Origin of the sequence: Nitratidesulfovibrio termitidis HI1 (genome assembly GCF_000504305.1) — a bacterium.
Lineage (GTDB): Bacteria > Desulfobacterota > Desulfovibrionia > Desulfovibrionales > Desulfovibrionaceae > Cupidesulfovibrio > Cupidesulfovibrio termitidis.
The window spans coordinates 1,343,250-1,359,749 of record NZ_KI632512.1 but is presented as its reverse complement, the minus strand read 5'-3'; the positions used below and the strand labels follow the sequence as shown (position 1 = coordinate 1,359,749).

Sequence of the window (16,500 nt, the reverse complement as noted above, 5' to 3'; positions counted from 1 at the left end):
CAAACACCCTGTGAGCCGGGAATTTCTGAATGGGGCAACCCGGCCGGAGTCATGTCCGGTCATCCGCAACTGAACAAATAGGTTGCAGGAAGCGAACCCGGGGAAGTGAAACATCTCAGTACCCGGAGGAAAGGAAATCAAGCGAGACTCCCAAAGTAGCGGCGAGCGAAATGGGACTAGCCCAAACCGGTTGGTTTCGACCAGCCGGGGTTGTAGGACCCCAACGTGGGATTGACTACTAGGCAGGAGAAGAGAGCTGGAAAGCTCCGCCATAGCAGGTGATAGCCCTGTATCCGAACCCGAACGTCACTCTAGGGGCACCTGAGTACCGCGGGGCACGTGAAACCCCGTGGGAATCCGGGAGGACCATCTTCCAAGGCTAAGTATTCGCTGGCGACCGATAGTGCACCAGTACCGTGAGGGAAAGGTGAAAAGAACCCCTGTCAGGGGAGTGAAATAGAACCTGAAACCTGTTGCCTACAAGCTGTGGGAGCATCTTTACGGTGTGACCGCGTGCCTTTTGCATAATGAGTCAGCGAGTTACTCTGTCCAGCAAGGTTAAGCGCAAGCGGAGCCGTAGCGAAAGCAAGTCTGATAAGGGCGATAAGTTGGGCGGAGTAGACCCGAAACCGGGTGATCTATCCATGAGCAGGTTGAAGCACGGGTAAAACCGTGTGGAGGACCGAACCAGTAACGGCTGAAAACGTTTTGGATGACTTGTGGATAGGGGTGAAAGGCCAATCAAACTCGGTGATAGCTGGTTCTCCCCGAAATATATTGAGGTATAGCCTCGGGAAATTGTCTTGCGGAGGTAGAGCACTGACAGGGCTAGGGGTCTCACCAGATTACCAAACCCTTTCAAACTCCGAATGCCGCCAAGATGTACCCCGGGAGTCAGACGGCGGGTGCGAAGGTCCGTCGTCAAAAGGGAAACAGCCCAGATCGACAGCTAAGGTCTCCAAATCCATGCTCAGTGGTCAAGGTGGTGGAGTTGTTCAGACAGCCAGGACGTTGGCTTAGAAGCAGCCATCGTTTAAAGAAAGCGTAATAGCTCACTGGTCTAATGACTCTGCGCCGAAAATGTAACGGGGCTAAGCATGGTACCGAAGCTTCGGGATCGCTTAGGCGATCGGTAGGGGAGCGTTCCCTGCGGGCAGAAGGTGTGCTGGAAGGCATGCTGGACTGCAGGGAAGTGATTATGCTGACATGAGTAACGATAAAACAGGTGAAAAACCTGTTCGCCGTAAACCCAAGGTTTCCTGGGTAAAGGTAATCTTCCCAGGGTTAGTCGGTCCCTAAGGCGAGGGCGAAAGCCGTAGCCGATGGAAAACGGGTTAATATTCCCGTACTTGCGCGTGTGTGCGATGGAGGGACGCAGGAAGGTAGGCAGGCCGGCTGTTGGCTTAGCCGGTGCAAGCAGGTAGGCTTGAGGGTAGGCAAATCCGCCCTCTTCAAGGCCGAGACGCGAGTCCGTGACCGCAAGGTCTGAAGCTGTTGAGCCTCTACTGCCTAGAAAAGCTCCTAAGTTTAGCGCGTGCGAACCGTACCGGAAACCAACACAGGTGGGTGGGGTGAATAACCCAAGGCGCTCGAGAGAACTCTGGCCAAGGAACTCGGCAAAATAACCCCGTAACTTCGGAAGAAGGGGTGCTCTTATGGGTGAAGGATTTACTCTCTAAGCCCACGAGAGCCGCAGAGAAATGAGGGTGGCGACTGTTTACTAAAAACATAGGTCTCTGCTAAGTCGCAAGACGACGTATAGGGACTGACGCCTGCCCGGTGCCGGAAGGTTAAGAGGAGAGGTCAGCGCAAGCGAAGCTTTGAATCGAAGCCCCGGTAAACGGCGGCCGTAACTATAACGGTCCTAAGGTAGCGAAATTCCTTGTCGGGTAAGTTCCGACCTGCACGAATGGCGTAACGATCTCCCTACTGTCTCGGCCAGAGACTCGGTGAAATTGAAGTCGCGGTGAAAATGCCGTGTACCCGCAGAAAGACGGAAAGACCCTGTGCACCTTTACTATAGCTTGACATTGGGTTTTGGGCTTGCATGTGTAGGATAGGTGGGAGGCTGTGAACCCTGTACGCCAGTATGGGGGGAGCCAACCTTGAAATACCACCCTTGCAAGTCTAAGGCTCTAATCCATACCCGTTACCCGGGATGGAGACAGTGTCTGGTGGGTAGTTTGACTGGGGCGGTCGCCTCCCAAACAATAACGGAGGCACGCAAAGGTTCCCTCAGCCTGATCGGAAACCAGGCGTCGAGTGCAAACGCATAAGGGAGCTTGACTGCAAGACAGACATGTCGAGCAGGGACGAAAGTCGGCGTTAGTGATCCGGTGGTTCCGCATGGAAGGGCCATCGCTCATTGGATAAAAGGTACGCCGGGGATAACAGGCTGATCGCGCCCAAGAGTTCATATCGACGGCGCGGTTTGGCACCTCGATGTCGGCTCATCACATCCTGGGGCTGAAGCAGGTCCCCAAGGGTACGGCTGTTCGCCGTTTAAAGTGGTACGCGAGCTGGGTTTAAAACGTCGTGAGACAGTTTGGTCCCTATCTTCTGTGGGCGTAGGAGACTTGAGAGGGCCTGTCCCTAGTACGAGAGGACCGGGATGGACGCACCCCTGGTGGTCCTGTTGTCACGCCAGTGGCACAGCAGGGTAGCTATGTGCGGAAGGGATAACCGCTGAAAGCATCTAAGCGGGAAGCCTGCCTCAAGATAAGGTCTCCCTCTCTTCGGAGCTGAAGGGCCCGGGTAGACAACCCGGTTGATAGGCTGGAGGTATACATGCGGTGACGCATTCAGCTGACCAGTACTAATAGCCCGTGCGCCTTGTTTTCTTCTCTACACTTCCTTTCCACCCTGTTTGATTACATCTTTCGGTCCCGGCCGATGTGGCGGCGCTCAATAGCCAGCCTTGCCGGACGGTGACCAGAAATTTGTGCTGGTGTCCATGGAGGAGGGGGTACACCCGATCCCATTCCGAACTCGGAAGTTAAGCCCTCCATCGCCGATGATACTGCGTACTCTTGCGTGGGAAAGTAGGCCGATGCCAGCACTTATTTATCAGGGACGCAACCGCATCCCGACCCTTCACGCGAAAGGCCCCGGTGAACATTCACCGGGGCCTTCGTGCGTCTGGGAGGGGGAGGGGATGTCCTCACGGGAGGGCTTTCCCCTGTTGCTGCGGGGTGCTAGTGAAAAGGACGACGCGTGGCAATTCGTGCCGTTGCCGCGCACCAGAACAGACAAGGATTGCCGATGTCCATTTCCCCCCACGTTGCCGAACCATCCTTGACGAACCTGACTGCAGCCCTTGACCTCAATGCCGCGCTGGCCGTGGCCCTTGAAGCAACCAAGGCGGGATGCGCCGTGCTGGCGCGGGGGCGTTCGCGCCTTGCCCGCGTGCACACCACAACCAAGAGCCCCGGTGACATCACCACCGAACTGGATGCCCGTTCCGAGGCGGCCATTTTCAGATGCATCCGACAGGCCTACCCGGACCATGCCCGACTGGGCGAGGAGTCGGGAGACAGCGCGGGTGATTCCGGCGCATCTCCGTTCCGCTGGATCGTCGATCCGCTGGACGGCACGGTGAACTACGTGCGCGGAATCCCGTACTATGCCGTGTCGGTGGCGCTGGAGATGGACGGAGAGGCCGTGCTGGGCGTGGTGGCGGATCCGAGTCGGCGCGAGTTCTTCACCGCCGTGCGCGGGCAGGGGGCGTTCTGCAATGGGCGTCCGCTGCATGTTGCGCGGCGTGCCCGCATGGACGAAGCAGTCATCGGTACCGTGGTGCCGCCGCCCAAATGGCCTGGCATGGATGGGTATCTGGCGCAGTTCTGCGGTGTGGCCCGTAGCGCGGCGGGCATGCGCCGGGGCGGAGCCGCTGCGCTGGACTTGGCGTATGTGGCCGCCGGGCGGCTGGACGGATTCTTTGTCGTCAGCCTGAAGCGCTGGGATTTGTCCGCAGGGGCGTTGCTGGTGCAAGAGGCGGGCGGCGCTGTGGCCGACATTGACGGTCATCCGGACCCTCTGCACGCCAACCGGCTGGCAGCGGCCAACGCCATATTGCTCCCCGCGCTTCTGGAACGGTTACAGTCACGCTGACCATACCCCACACCCTGCGCTGGGCTGAAAAAACAGGGGAGAGGGCTGCCGTGGCTGCCGTCTCCCCTTGCATTTTTATTGCACTCTATTTCGGGCACCGTGTGCAACGCCGCGTGCCGTGCAGATATCCATGCCATCGCTGTCGGAGCGTAGTTTCTGAAGTGACCTTCAGGAGCTACGCTCCCGCTACGCCACCATCCGCCATGGCGCCAACGTCCTCAGTTCACCTCGCGCGCCATGGCATCCAGCGACTGGCCGTGTCGTCGCAGCCACACCCCGAAGCACAGCGCGTTGCCCAGGCAGACGATGCCGGACAACAACAGCGTGGGCGAAGGCCCCAGTGCATGGGCAACCGTGCCCCCCAGCAATGAGCCGAAGGGCCCCATGCCCAGAAACATCATGGAGTACAACGCCATGACCCGTCCCCGGTAGGCGTCGGGCGACATGATTTGCAGCAGCGTGTTGGCCGACGCCATCAGCACCACCATGCACATGCCCACGGGCACCAGCGCCAGCAGCGCCGCCCACACCGAGCGGCACAGCGCGAAGGCCGTCAGGCTGGCCCCCAACCCCACGGCTGCATACAGCGCCCAGCGAGACAGCCCGTCACTGCTGCGCCGCAGGGCAAGACACAGTGCGCCCAGCAGCGCTCCCGCCCCGGCAGCCCCCAGCAGCAGGCCCAGGGTCTTGGCGTTGCCGCCCAGCACCTTGTCGGCCACCACGGGCATCAGCACCGAATAGTTCACCCCGATGAGGCTGGTGGCCCCCACCAGCAGCAGGGTGGTGCGAATGCCCTCGTGGTGCACGGCAAACCCCAGCCCCTCACGGATGCGTTGCAACGTTGAAGGGCCCGGCGGCGGGGGCACGTGCGCGGGCAGCCGCATCATCAGCAGCCCGGCGATGACCGGCACGAAGCTGATGCCGTTGAGCAGAAAGCACCACCCTTCACCCGTTGCGGCCACCACCAGCCCCGCAAGGGTAGGCCCGACCACCCGCGCGGCGTTGAACATGGATGAATTCAGGCCGATGGCCGTGGGCAGGTCGTCCCGCCCCACCATGTCCATGATGAAGGACTGCCGCGTGGGCACGTCGAAGGCGTTGACGATGCCGAGCGCCGTGGCCAGCACGAACACGTGCCATACCTGCACCACATCGGTCATGGTCAGTGTGGCGGCAGTCAGCGCCAGCAGCATGGACGCCACCTGCGTACCCACCAGGATGGCGCGCCTGTCGCGCGTGTCGGCCAGCGCGCCGCCGAACACCGACAGCACGAACAGGGGCAACTGCGCGGCAAAGCCCAGCGCCCCCAGCACGAAGCTGGATTCGCTCAGCCGGTATACCAGCCACGACTGGGCCATGGACTGCATCCACGTGCCGGGCAGCGAGATGGCCTGCCCGCCGAAGAACAGCCGGTAGTTGCGGTGGCGGAACACTCGCAACGGGCCGGGGGCGCGATGGGACTGATGATCGGGGAAGGGAGGCATGCTGTATCCGTTGCGTCGTCGGGCCTGGCGCGTATCAGTTGGTGGTGCGGGTGGCCTTGGCGGCCTTGGAGCTTTTCTTCTTTGCGGGTGCCTGAGTGGTGGCGCCCGCCTCGCCTGTCTTGCCAGTCTGGGGGGCAGGGGCCGTGGCGTTGGAGGATACCTGCGGAACCGCCGGGGATGCTTCCGGTTCCAGTTGCGTGGGCACGCCGGGCTGGAACTGCGGGTGCGCCTGCATCCATTGCGCGGCCATGTTCTTGGAATGCACCAGTTGGTCGGGTGTCATGCGTTGCTGTATCTCGGCTGCCACCGGTGCTGCGTCGCCGTCGCCGAACAGCACCGCGCGGGTCAGCCAGGAATGGGCGGTGACCATGTCGGTCTCGGTTCCCTCGCCTTCGGACAGCATGCTGCCCAGCAGGGTCATGCAGCGCGGGTGGCCGCCCTCGGCGCATTGCCCGAACAGTTGCAGGCTGCGCGGGTAGTCCTTGGGCACGCCGTTTCCTTCGTGGTGCAGAATGCCCAGGTTGAGCAGCGAATGCAGGTCGCCCACCTTGGCCCCCATCTGGAAATAGTGCACGGAGCCCGCCATGTCCGGCTCGCTGCCCTGGCCCCGGTACAGCATTTCGCCCACCAGCCCCATGGCGTCGGGGTTGCCTGCGTCGGCGGCTTCGCGCAGCAGTTGCAAGGCCTTGGCGTCGTCGCGCGGGGTGCCCATGCCGTAGCGGTAGTGCACGCCCAGCCAGAAGCGCGCACGCACCACGCCCAGGTCGGCGGCGCGTTCCGTCCAGCGGAAGGCCTCTTTCTGGTTTTCCGGTCCGGCCAGCCCCTTGCGGTAATATTCGGCCAGCAGGTCGCACGCTTGCGGGTGGTCCCGTTCCGCCGCCAGCGAGAGCCATTTCTCGCCCTGCATGAAGTCGCGCCGGGTGCCGCGTCCGTAGGTGTACAGCACGCCCACCAGGGCCTGCGCGTTGATGATGTCCTGCCCGGCGGCGGACATGGCCAGCGAAAAGGCCTTGGCCTCGTCCTTGCGCACGCCGGCGCCGTCCAGATACAGGCGCGCCAGCACGTCCTGCGCGGGGCCGAAGTCCTGCGCGGCGGCCTTTTCCAGCCATGGTGCGGCCCGGGCCGGGTCGGGCTGGCCGTCTGCCCCCTGCAGCAGGGCCATGGCAAAGGCAAACTGGTCCTGCGGGCGGGTGGGGGCCTCTATGCTGGTGCCGTCGGAAAGCTCGACCAGTTCGCCCACGGGGGCGGCGGCGCGATCTTGCTGCTGCGGCTCGGGTTCGGGCTGGCGGTTGTCGGCCATGCTGTCCGGCGCGACCACAAGATCGGGAACGGCGGGCTTCGTGGCGTTGGCGCTGGTGTCCGTCGGGTTCGTACCGGTGGGGGCGGTATCGGACGTGGAGGCGTCGGCAGCGGCGGTATCCGGGTCCGTGGCTTCGCGGATGTAGGTGGGGCGTTCCGGCAGGGCTGCCGTGCCTTTTTTGGGGGGCTTGCAACCGCCCAGCAGCAGGCCCGCCGCCAGCAGGGCCACAAGGGCCATGCGGGCTGCAGGGCGCGGGGCGCGGTGCTGGGTGGAGGCTCGCGAAACAGGGGACGTAAGGAATCGCGCGGCAATGCGGCGGGCTGTGTTCATGATCACTCCGGATGTGCGGCTGGGGGCGGGCATGCCGCGCGGGCATCCGAAAGGCGCCGCGCGCGGGTGGCCGCGCCGAAGCAGGGGCATAGCACGCGCCGGGGTGGGGGTAAACGGGCGCGGGGCCGCATCGCCGGGCAGGATTTCGGGCGGGAGGAGCGGTGCTGCCGGATAGCGACTGTAGTGAACGGGACCAGCGCGACGGACTCGCGGGCGGCAGGGCGCAGAAGTCCCCAGGCATCGGCCGGGAGGGGCTCACTGCGTCCGGGCGCGGAAGGGGCGGTACGGGCTTTCTGGTCGGGGGGACCGCATGAACATGATGGAACGCGCGACCGGGGAGCGGGTGGCGTTTCCGCTGACCGTCGGTGTGCGCGCGGCCCTTAGCGTGTTCCGCCGCCTTCGCCGCCGCTGCGGCCATCCGCGCCGCCAGTCCCTTCGAACCGCCCGCCATGCGTGTGTTCGTGCCCGCCGGCCTCGCTGGCGGCCTGCCGTGGCTGGCCGTTGGCGCCGTTGGCCGCCGGACGGTGCAGCCCGCTTTCGCCCCCGGCGGGAACGTGTCCGCCGGGTTCCCCCCGCAGCGGGGAATGGGCACAGCCTTCACCCGCCCGGACGGCGGGGCCGCCCCGCTCGCCGTGTTCACCGCCATATTGCCGCTGCCATGCGGCCAGCCCGCCCTCCAGATAGCGCGCGGCAACCCCGCGCGCCGTCAGGCGTGACTGGATGCCCCGGCTGGCCTCGCCCCCGCCCGTGCAATACACCACGGCGCTGGCGCCCTCGGGGATGGAGGGCAGCCACGCGTCCGTCATGGCCGGGTCGCGCCACTGCGAACCGGGAATGGCTTCGGGGTGCAGATCGCGCTCGTTTCGGCTGCGCACGTCGAGCAGCAGCATGCGCTCTTCGCCGCACAGGGCATCGTCGAGTTCGCGGGGGGTGATGGAGCGAACCATGGTGCCTCCCTTGGCTGCGGTGCAGGACAAACGCCCCGTGGACCGGGCCGGAACGTGTGCGCGCCGGCATGGCGAGCCGGTGCGTTCAGGACGACTGCGGAAACAGGGTGAACTGGTCGTCCATCATGGTCATGGGCACGTCGTCGCGCCCGTGCAGCACGCCTTTGCCCCGCGCACCCCACGGGCACACCTTGACGCAAACCCCGCATACCGAATGCCCGATGAGCGGGCGCTTGGCGAAGTCTTCCTGCAGCAGGGTGCGGCAACGTTCGAAGTGCAGGGCTTCGTCGCGGCTCTGGTAGTGCGCGCCCGGTTCGTTGGGCAGCACCGTACCCTTGATGGCCCCGGCGGGGCAGGCATCGGCGCAGCGAGTACAGCTGCCGCAACGGTTCATCAGCGGGCGGCCCGGTTGCAGGGGCAGATCGGTAAGCACCGTGCACAGGCGGATGCGCGGGCCGTACAGCGGCGAAATGGTCAGCAGGCTCTTGCCCTGCCAGCCAAGCCCGGCGGCCACGGCCACGGCCTTGTGCGAGATCATGCTGGTGCAGGCCACGGGATCAATCGCCAGCGAGGCGGGCAGCGGCAGGGCGCGCCCGCCCGCTTCCTGGATCAGCAGGGCAAGGCGCAGCGCGGTGTCGTCCAGCCGGGTGTTCACGGCCCGGTAGTGGTGGGCATACAGCGGCGTGGGGCCGTCCACGATGTCGTCCAGCACCGGGTCCGCCAGGCGCACGCCCAGACTGATGGCCCGCGTCCAGCCGTCCAGCAGGTTTTCCGGCTGGGTGGGCAGGGTGCGCAGGCGGTCCAGGTCGGCCACGCCGAACAGGCTCGCCCCCCATCGTAACGCCGCTTGTCGCAAGGAAAAACTGTCCATGGCCATGCATACCTCCGCAGCGTACTGCCCCCATGGATGGCATGTTTTCCGTCCGGGTGCAATGGCTCTGCGGGCCTTTGCGATTGGTGACGCGCAGGGGGGCATAAACCCCGACACGGCAGGGGTTGTCATGAAAATACATTGCGGGTGGACATGGAGGTATTTTTGCTTTATCTTGTAAAAATGGCATGGGCAGAAGGCTTCATTGCATGAATGAAGCGTGAGCCTGTGCCGAATAAAAATAGCATGCTTCGATGTCCGGGAGGATGTTGAGTGTACGGGCAAGGGCCAAGGAATGTCTGCCCGTATGCATATGAGTTCGGTCTGATGTTTGTCGCCGAAATAGTGTGAATTTTCGGTGGACAACGATCAGGATGCAGTTGTTGTGCACGGCTTGCGTCTCCTCTGGTGTGCCCTTGCGGCCCGGCAGGATGGTGGCCGTGCGTGGTCTTGCCGCAGCCTGCCCCGCAGGTTCTGCCGTCCGGCATTTACGGGCGGCGCAGTGTGCGGCGGGCATCGCGGGGAAATCCTTCGGGGCCTTTCCGCTCCACCCCGCGAACAGGCATGGCGCGTTGCGCGAGCCGCGTGCCACTGCCCCCGACCCTGCTGTGGGCAGCGCTTGCTCCCTGCGTCGTCGGTGCTGCATCCCGTTCCGTGCCTCCCTCCCGTGCATCCCCATGACAACATGTCGCGCGCCCTTGCCGGGTGTGTGCCGATGACTGGTGCCGCACACCGGTTTGCCGGTGGTCCGTTTTTCGCCAAACGGCGCTGACGCCAATGGCGGTTCACCTCGGCATCTTCGGTGGGACCATTTCGCTCGCATCGGCCGCATCAGGCTGACTGGTCTCGCCCGGCTCTGCCAGGATTTGCCCGGATTTGCCCGGCTCCGATCGGTTCCGACCGATTCCGGTCGATTCCGACCGGTTCCGACCGGCTCCGATCGGTCCCGCCCGGTGACGGCTGGTCCCGACTGGTCCCCGGTTACGGCGGATTCCGTTCGGGGGCGTTGGCACCGTTCGGTTTTTCCGGAACGGGCGCCCGTGGCGCGCGCAGCACAGGAGGAAACATGGCGAAAATAGAGATTCGCGATCTGACCAAGATATTCGGGCCAGCGCCGGAAAAGGCACTGGCCATGGTCCGCGAGGGCAAGTCCAAGGACGAGATATACAAGCGCACCAAGCACGCCGTGGGCGTCAACCGCGCCACCTTCGACGTGGACGAGGGGGAGATCGTCGTGGTCATGGGCCTTTCCGGCAGCGGCAAATCCACCCTGGTGCGCTGCCTGAACCGGCTCATAGAGCCCACCGACGGCACGGTGCGCATCGACGGCACCGACGTGACCACCCTTTCGGTGAAGGACCTGCGCGCCCTGCGCCAGCGCACCTTCGGCATGGTGTTCCAGAATTTCGCGCTGTTTCCGCACCGCACCGTGCTTGAAAACGCCGAATACGGGCTGGAAGTGATGGGTGCCGCCAAAACGACCCGCCGCGACAAGGCGGCGGAAGCCCTGGCCCGCGTGGGCCTTGCCGGGTGGGAAGCGGCCCGGCCCGGCCAGCTTTCCGGCGGCATGCAGCAGCGCGTGGGCCTGGCCCGCGCCCTGGCGCTGGACCCGGACATCCTGCTGATGGACGAGGCCTTCAGCGCGCTGGACCCGCTGATCCGGCGCGATATGCAGGATGAACTGCTGCGCCTGCAGGACGACGTGCGCAAGACCATCGTGTTCATCAGCCACGACCTGGACGAGGCGCTGAAGATCGGCGACCGCATCGTGCTCATGCGCGACGGGGCCGTGGTGCAGGTGGGCACGCCGGAAGACATTTTGACCAGCCCGGCGGACGACTACGTGGCCCGCTTTGTTGCCGACGTGGACATTGCCCGCGTGCTCACGGCGGGCACGGTGATGAAGCGGTCCGAGGCGGTGGCGGTGCTGGGCGTGGACGGCCCGCGCACGGCCCTGCGCAAGATGCGCAACCACGCCATCGCCACCCTGTTCGTGCTCGACCGCAACCACAAGCTGGTGGGGCTGGTCACCGCCGACGACATCGCCGACCACATGGCGGGCGGCGAGCGCGACCTTGCGGCCATCATGCGCACCGACATCACCACGGTATCCACGGATACCCCCGCCTCCGAACTCATTCCGCTCATGGCCGGGTTGCCCCACCCGCTGGCCGTCACCGATGAACGCGGGCGGCTGGCAGGGGTCATCGTGCGCGGGCTGCTGCTGGGTGCATTGGCTGAACGAGGAGGGAACGCCTGATGGATATGACGAACCTGATGGGGGCAGAGGGCATTGTTCCCCGCATCCCCCTTGGACAGTGGCTGGAAGCAGCCATCGACTTTCTGGTTACCCACCTGGCCCCGGCCACGCGGGCCTTTTCCGCCGTGACCGAAAGCGGCCTGAACCTGCTGGAGGCCGGGCTGGACGCGTTGCCGCCGTTGCTGGTCATCGCCTTCGTGGGGCTGGTGGCGTGGCGCGTCACCCGCAAGGTGGCGCTGGGCGTATTTGCCGTGGCCGGGCTGGCCCTGGTCTGGAACATGGGCCTGTGGCAGGCCACCATGAGCACCCTTGCACTGGTGCTGGTGGCCACCCTGCTGGCCGTGCTGGTGGGCATTCCGCTGGGCATCGCAGCGGCCATGAGCGACCGGGCCCGCGCCGTGGTCATGCCCGTGCTGGACGTGATGCAGACCATGCCCGCCTTCGTCTACCTGATTCCCGCCATTCCCTTCTTTGGCCTTGGCAAGGTGGCCGCCGTGTTCGCCACGGTGATCTTTGCCATGCCGCCCGCCATCCGCTTCACCTGTCTGGGCATCCGGCAGGTGCCCGCCGAACTGGTGGAATGCGCGGAAGCCTTCGGCACCGGGCGCTTTCAGCGGCTGGTGAAGCTGGAACTGCCCCTGGCCGCGCCCACCATGCTGGCGGGCGTGAACCAGACCGTCATGCTGGCCCTGTCCATGGTGGTCATTGCCGCCATGATCGGCGCGCGCGGCCTGGGCGGCGAGGTGTGGAAGGCCATCCAGCGGCTGGAAATGGGCAACGGCTTCGAAGCGGGCATAGGCATCGTCATCGTGGCCATCTGCCTTGACCGTATATTGCAGCATGTGGGGAAGCGGGTGGGGAGCTAAACCCCGTCCGCGCGCCCCGCATCACATCGCCGCAGTGCGCGGCATAACCTCCAACAGAGGAGCACGACATGAAGAAGATACTGCTGATGACCCTGGCGGTCCTGCTGCTGGCAACGCAGGCCGTTGCGGCTGACGGCAAGCCCGTTCGCCTTGCCTACGTGGAATGGGATTGCGCCACGGCCAGCACCCATCTGGCCAAGGCGGTGATCGAGGACAATCTGGGCCACAAGGTGGAAGTGCTGCCCGTCAGCGCCGCCGCCATGTGGATGGCCGTGGCCTCCGGCGACGTGGACGGCATGGTCACCGCGTGGCTGCCCGTGACCCACGGCGACTACCTGAAGAAGGTGGAAGGCAAGGTGAAGGATCTTGGCCCGCTGGTGGGCGGGGCGCGCCTTGGCTGGGCGGTGCCCGACTATGTGCCGCTGAAGTCCATAGAGGAACTGAACGCCAACGCGGACAAGTTCAAGGGCAAGGTCATCGGCATCGACCCCGGTTCCGGCCTGATGAAGCTGTCCGAAAAGGCCATGAAGGAATACGGCCTGAACAAGCTGACCCTGGTCGAGGGCAGCGGGGCCACCATGACCGCCGCACTGGACGACGCCATCCGCCGCAAGGAATGGATCGTGGTCACCGCCTGGTCGCCGCACTGGATGTTCGGCCGCTGGAAGCTGCACTACCTGGATGACCCCAAGAAGGTGCTGGGCGAAGAGGAACGCATCCACACCGTGGTGCGCAACGGCCTGGACAAGGACATGCCCGACGTCTACGCCTTTCTCGACCGCTTCCGCTATGCCGACGCCAACCAGTTGGAAACGCTGATGGCCTGGAATCAGGAAAAGGGCGCCGACCTGATGGCCAACGCCCGGCGGTTCATGAAGGAGCACCCCGAACTGGTCAAGGAGTGGCTGGCCAAGTAGGGCAAAGGACAGAAGATGGAAATGAAAAAGCGCGGCGGGTAACCGTCGCGCTTTTCATCGTCCGTGGGGAGAACCGCTACCCCTCTCCCATCCGTCGCTCCATGCGCGAATGGATGATCGACGCCCGCACCTGCACCCCGCGCGAGGCGCCCGTGGGCGACCAGCGCAGGGGATTGGGCAGTACCGCAGCAAGGCGGGCCGCTTCCCACGAGGTGAGCGCGGCGGCGGACTTGCCGTAGTGATGGCGCGCGGCGGCCTCCGCCCCGAACACGCCGTCGCCCCATTCCACCACGTTCAGGTACAGTTCAAGGATGCGCTTTTTGGGCAGTTCGCGCTCCAGCCGCCAGGCCATGATGGCTTCCTTGGCCTTGCGCGACAGGCTCTTTTCCGGGGTGAACCACAGGTTCTTGGCAAGCTGCTGGGTGATGGTGCTGCCCCCGGCGGCAATGCGCCCTTCCTCGATGTTGCGCAGGAAGGCATCTTCCATGCCGTCAAGGTCGAACCCCTCGTGCTGCCAGAACTTGTCGTCCTCGGCGATGGTCACGGCGAGCACGAGGTAGCGCGAGATGTTGCCAAGCCCCACCCAGTTCTGCCGGTAGCTGGGGCCGCGTCCCTGCCGCGCCCACTGCCCCTGCCGGTACTCCATGAACGAGGTGACGGCGGGGTTCTGCTTTGCCAGCGTGCCGACGGGCGGCCACACCACGTAGCGGGCGATGTCGCCGCCCATCAGCAGGGCCACCAGCAGCACCAGCCGCACGGCCAGCGGCCAGCCGGAGCGCGGCGCACGCGGGCGCGTGGGGCCTTGCGGTGTCTTGCGTGATGGTGTGGCTGGAGTGGAGGGCGGCTGCATGCTGAGGTAGGGGGAGTCGCTTCGGTCTGCGCCCTGCGGCGATGCAGCGCGTTCCCCGCGTGCCCCGGATGCCGAACTGCCGTCGGAATTGGACGACACGCCCGATGGGCCCGACGTATCAGAGGGTCCAGTCGCGCCCGACGCCCCTGCCGCCTTGCCGCCCTTGCGCCCCAACATGGCGCCCACCACGTGGGCGATGATCGCCCACAGGCCGCGCGCCATGCGCCACACCGACACGGCCAGCCAGCGTAATGCGCCGCAAATTCCCCGCCCTGTCGCAGTGGCGACCCGCGCCGTACCCAGCGCCAGCCCGCGCAGCACGCGGCCCACCAGCCAGCCCACGCCGTGCAGCGCGCGACCGGTCAGGCCGCCTTCGGTTTGCGGCGCGGGCAACTGGATGTCCGGCAGATCGGCTGCGGGCGTGGCAGGGGCATGGTCCCCGTGGGTGGTATGGTGACCATATCGGCCATATCTGGTGGACATGTCGGAATGCTATCCGTGCCGCACCGGGCGCGCAAGGGACCAGTGAGGCCATTTTGTCCCTCGCCTTGGGGCGGACGGCACCACGAAGACGGGCGGACGCCTTGCGGCATCCGCCCGTTCCGTTTCTTACGGTATCACCGGGACTGTCGCTACAGCCCCGCCGCCACCACCATGTCGGTGATGGGGCCGCGGCTCTTGCGGCCACGCAACACCAGATGCGCGTAGCCGGGGTTGCCGCGCAGCAGGCGCACCAGCCAGTTCAGGCCGTTGTTTTCCGGGCTGTTGAAGGGGGCGTCCACCTGCTGGGTGTCGCCCATGCAGATAACCTTCACGTTGCGGCCCATGCGGGTGAGCAGGGTGCGCAGGTCCTCGCGCGAGAGGTTCTGGGTTTCGTCCAGAATCACCACGCAGTCTTCCAGGTTGCGGCCCCGCGTGTAGTTGATGGGCAGTACCTGGATCACCTTTGGGTTCAGGCGGCTGAGGCTGGTGCCGTTGGGCGTGGCCGCCAGCGCGTTGGGGGCGCGGCGGTGCTCGTTGTGCAGCTTCAGCATCAGGTCCACGATGTATTCCATGTACGGGTCGGTCTTTTCGGTCAGGTCGCCGGGCAGGTAGCCCAGCTTGGGGCCGATTTCGACCAGCGGCTTCGAGATGAAGATGCGCTTGTGGCGCTTTTCCTTCAGCACCATTTCCAGCGCGCAGCCCAGCGCAAGGAAGGTCTTGCCCTTGCCCGCCGTGGATTGCAGGCTGACCAGCGGAATGTCCGGGTCCAGCATCAGGCGCATGGCAAGGGCCTGGTACACGTCGCGCGGCACGATGTTCCACGGGGTGGGGGCGAGCTTGATTTCCTGCGTGTCCAGCGCGTGGTCGTGGAACACGGGGTACGCCCCTTCCCAGGTGAAGCTGTTGGCCACCACGTCGGCGGGCGGCACGAAGCCGGTGTAGCGTTCCGATTCCGAGCGGAAGGGGATGGAGCAGCGGTATTCCTCGCTGCGCAGGCCGGAACTGGTGTCGGCCATGATGCGCAGCAGCCGGTCATTGGAGACGAGCACCACGGGTTCCTCGCGCGGCACGGTGGCCAGCAGCGAGCGGGCATCGGCGATGATGTACTGGTCGGGAGAGGATTTGACCTCCGGCGCGGACGAGGGCAGCGCCAGGGCCTGATAGTCGCCGGTGACCACCCGCAGGTGGCCCCGGGTGACGGCGGCCTCCACGGCGGACACGGCGCGGGACACCAGATGGGCCTTGGCGGGCTGGCGCTTCAGCTTGTCCAACTCTTGCAGCACGGTCTGCGGCAGGTAGCAGGCGTTCTCGTTGTCGCTGCGCAACTGTTCGATGCAGCCGGGGTCTTCGAGCAGGACGTTGGTGTCGATGACGTAATGCTTGCGGATTTCTCCGGTGGTGGGGCGCGTGGCGGGCTTGCGGCGGCTCGCCGGGCCCGTCGGGGCGGATGCGGCAGACGTTGCGGGGGCGGCGGGCGCGCGGGCGGCCTTGCCGTTCGCCTTGCCGGGGGGGCGGGGGGCCGTGCGTGCGGCGTTCTTGAGGTCGGCGTGGTGCGACTGGCGGTGTTCCTCGAAATCCTCCAGTGCCGTGAGCTTGATCTTGCCGTTGCGTTCCGGCAGGGGCGGGGCCTCTTCCTGCATCGCAGAAGGCGCGGGGACGGATGTGGCGCCGGTGACGGGGGCTGCCCGTTCCTTGCGGCGCTTGCCGTTGCCTGCGTCCACCTTCTTCTTCGCCATGGGTGCTCCTCTGTTGCGGGGGCCTCGCGGCGGATTGGGCGGGGCGACGTGCGCTCCGTTGTCTGAGAACTCTAGAAATTCTTTAGCGCGCTTTTCGGGAATACGGAAGCACCCCGCGAAGAGTGTTGCGTGAGGATACGGTGACGGCGGTGTGACGGGGATTGCGGCAGGGACGCGGGGTGGTGCAGCCGGCGACGCCGGGCGACACCGGATATGGTGCGGCGCAATGACGGACTGGCGACGATGGCGTTCCGTCCGTCGCGTGGGCATGGAAAAAGCGTAGCGGCCCGGCATAGGGCCGGGCCGCTTTGAGGCAGCACGAGGAGCGCGTGAAATCGGGGACGGG

Annotated in this window: 10 protein-coding genes and 2 rRNA genes (1 of these 12 cut by a window edge); 6 read left to right on the top strand and 6 right to left on the bottom strand. The window is 65.3% G+C overall.

The window, feature by feature from the left end; all coding sequences use genetic code 11:
• The 3 genes from DESTE_RS05580 to DESTE_RS05570 all read left to right on the top strand — a co-directional run.
• A 23S ribosomal RNA gene (locus DESTE_RS05580) occupies positions 1–2,840 on the top strand (it extends 89 nt beyond the left edge of the window).
• A 103-nt stretch (positions 2,841–2,943) separates the two neighbouring features.
• A 5S ribosomal RNA gene (rrf, locus tag DESTE_RS05575) occupies positions 2,944–3,058 on the top strand.
• Between the two features lie 236 nt (positions 3,059–3,294).
• Complete coding sequence (locus DESTE_RS05570) at positions 3,295–4,110, top strand: inositol monophosphatase family protein (RefSeq protein ID WP_245590742.1); 816 nt, start codon at positions 3,295–3,297, stop codon at positions 4,108–4,110.
• Positions 4,111–4,328: 218 nt separating this feature from the next.
• Here the strand turns inward: DESTE_RS05570 and DESTE_RS05565 are convergent, their stop codons facing one another.
• From DESTE_RS05565 to DESTE_RS05550, 4 genes are all read right to left on the bottom strand, one after another.
• Positions 4,329–5,594, bottom strand: coding sequence for an MFS transporter (locus DESTE_RS05565; protein ID WP_035065878.1), 1,266 nt, complete (start codon positions 5,592–5,594; stop codon positions 4,329–4,331).
• A gap of 34 nt (positions 5,595–5,628) precedes the next feature.
• Positions 5,629–7,224, bottom strand: a complete 1,596-nt coding sequence (locus tag DESTE_RS05560; protein ID WP_035065875.1) for an SEL1-like repeat protein — start codon at positions 7,222–7,224, stop codon at positions 5,629–5,631.
• A 380-nt stretch (positions 7,225–7,604) separates the two neighbouring features.
• Positions 7,605–8,171, bottom strand: a complete 567-nt coding sequence (locus DESTE_RS05555; RefSeq protein WP_035065872.1) for a rhodanese-like domain-containing protein — start codon at positions 8,169–8,171, stop codon at positions 7,605–7,607.
• 85 nt (positions 8,172–8,256) lie between these two features.
• Positions 8,257–9,048 (bottom strand): 4Fe-4S double cluster binding domain-containing protein, encoded by a 792-nt coding sequence (locus DESTE_RS05550; protein WP_035065869.1) that lies wholly within the window; start codon positions 9,046–9,048, stop codon positions 8,257–8,259.
• Positions 9,049–10,108: 1,060 nt separating this feature from the next.
• Here DESTE_RS05550 and DESTE_RS05545 point away from each other — a divergent pair.
• The 3 genes from DESTE_RS05545 to DESTE_RS05535 all read left to right on the top strand — a co-directional run bounded on the left by DESTE_RS05545 (position 10,109) and on the right by DESTE_RS05535 (position 13,085).
• The gene (locus tag DESTE_RS05545; protein WP_035065866.1) at positions 10,109–11,302 is read left to right on the top strand and encodes a quaternary amine ABC transporter ATP-binding protein; all 1,194 of its coding nucleotides are present in this window, start codon (positions 10,109–10,111) and stop codon (positions 11,300–11,302) included.
• Positions 11,302–12,168, top strand: a complete 867-nt coding sequence (locus DESTE_RS05540) for an ABC transporter permease (protein ID WP_281172044.1) — start codon at positions 11,302–11,304, stop codon at positions 12,166–12,168. The genes DESTE_RS05545 and DESTE_RS05540 overlap by 1 nt, the downstream gene beginning before the upstream one ends.
• Positions 12,169–12,236: 68 nt before the next feature.
• The gene (locus DESTE_RS05535) at positions 12,237–13,085 is read left to right on the top strand and encodes a glycine betaine ABC transporter substrate-binding protein (RefSeq protein ID WP_035065863.1); all 849 of its coding nucleotides are present in this window, start codon (positions 12,237–12,239) and stop codon (positions 13,083–13,085) included.
• 76 nt (positions 13,086–13,161) lie between these two features.
• Here DESTE_RS05535 and mtgA read toward each other — a convergent pair whose 3' ends face one another.
• The gene (mtgA, locus tag DESTE_RS17900; protein WP_035065860.1) at positions 13,162–14,418 is read right to left on the bottom strand and encodes a monofunctional biosynthetic peptidoglycan transglycosylase; all 1,257 of its coding nucleotides are present in this window, start codon (positions 14,416–14,418) and stop codon (positions 13,162–13,164) included.
• A 149-nt stretch (positions 14,419–14,567) separates the two neighbouring features.
• Positions 14,568–16,154 carry a PhoH family protein gene (locus DESTE_RS05525; protein ID WP_051384332.1) on the bottom strand — a complete coding sequence of 529 codons (1,587 nt, stop codon included), beginning with the start codon at positions 16,152–16,154 and terminating at the stop codon, positions 14,568–14,570.
• Between the last annotated feature and the right edge of the window lie 346 nt (positions 16,155–16,500).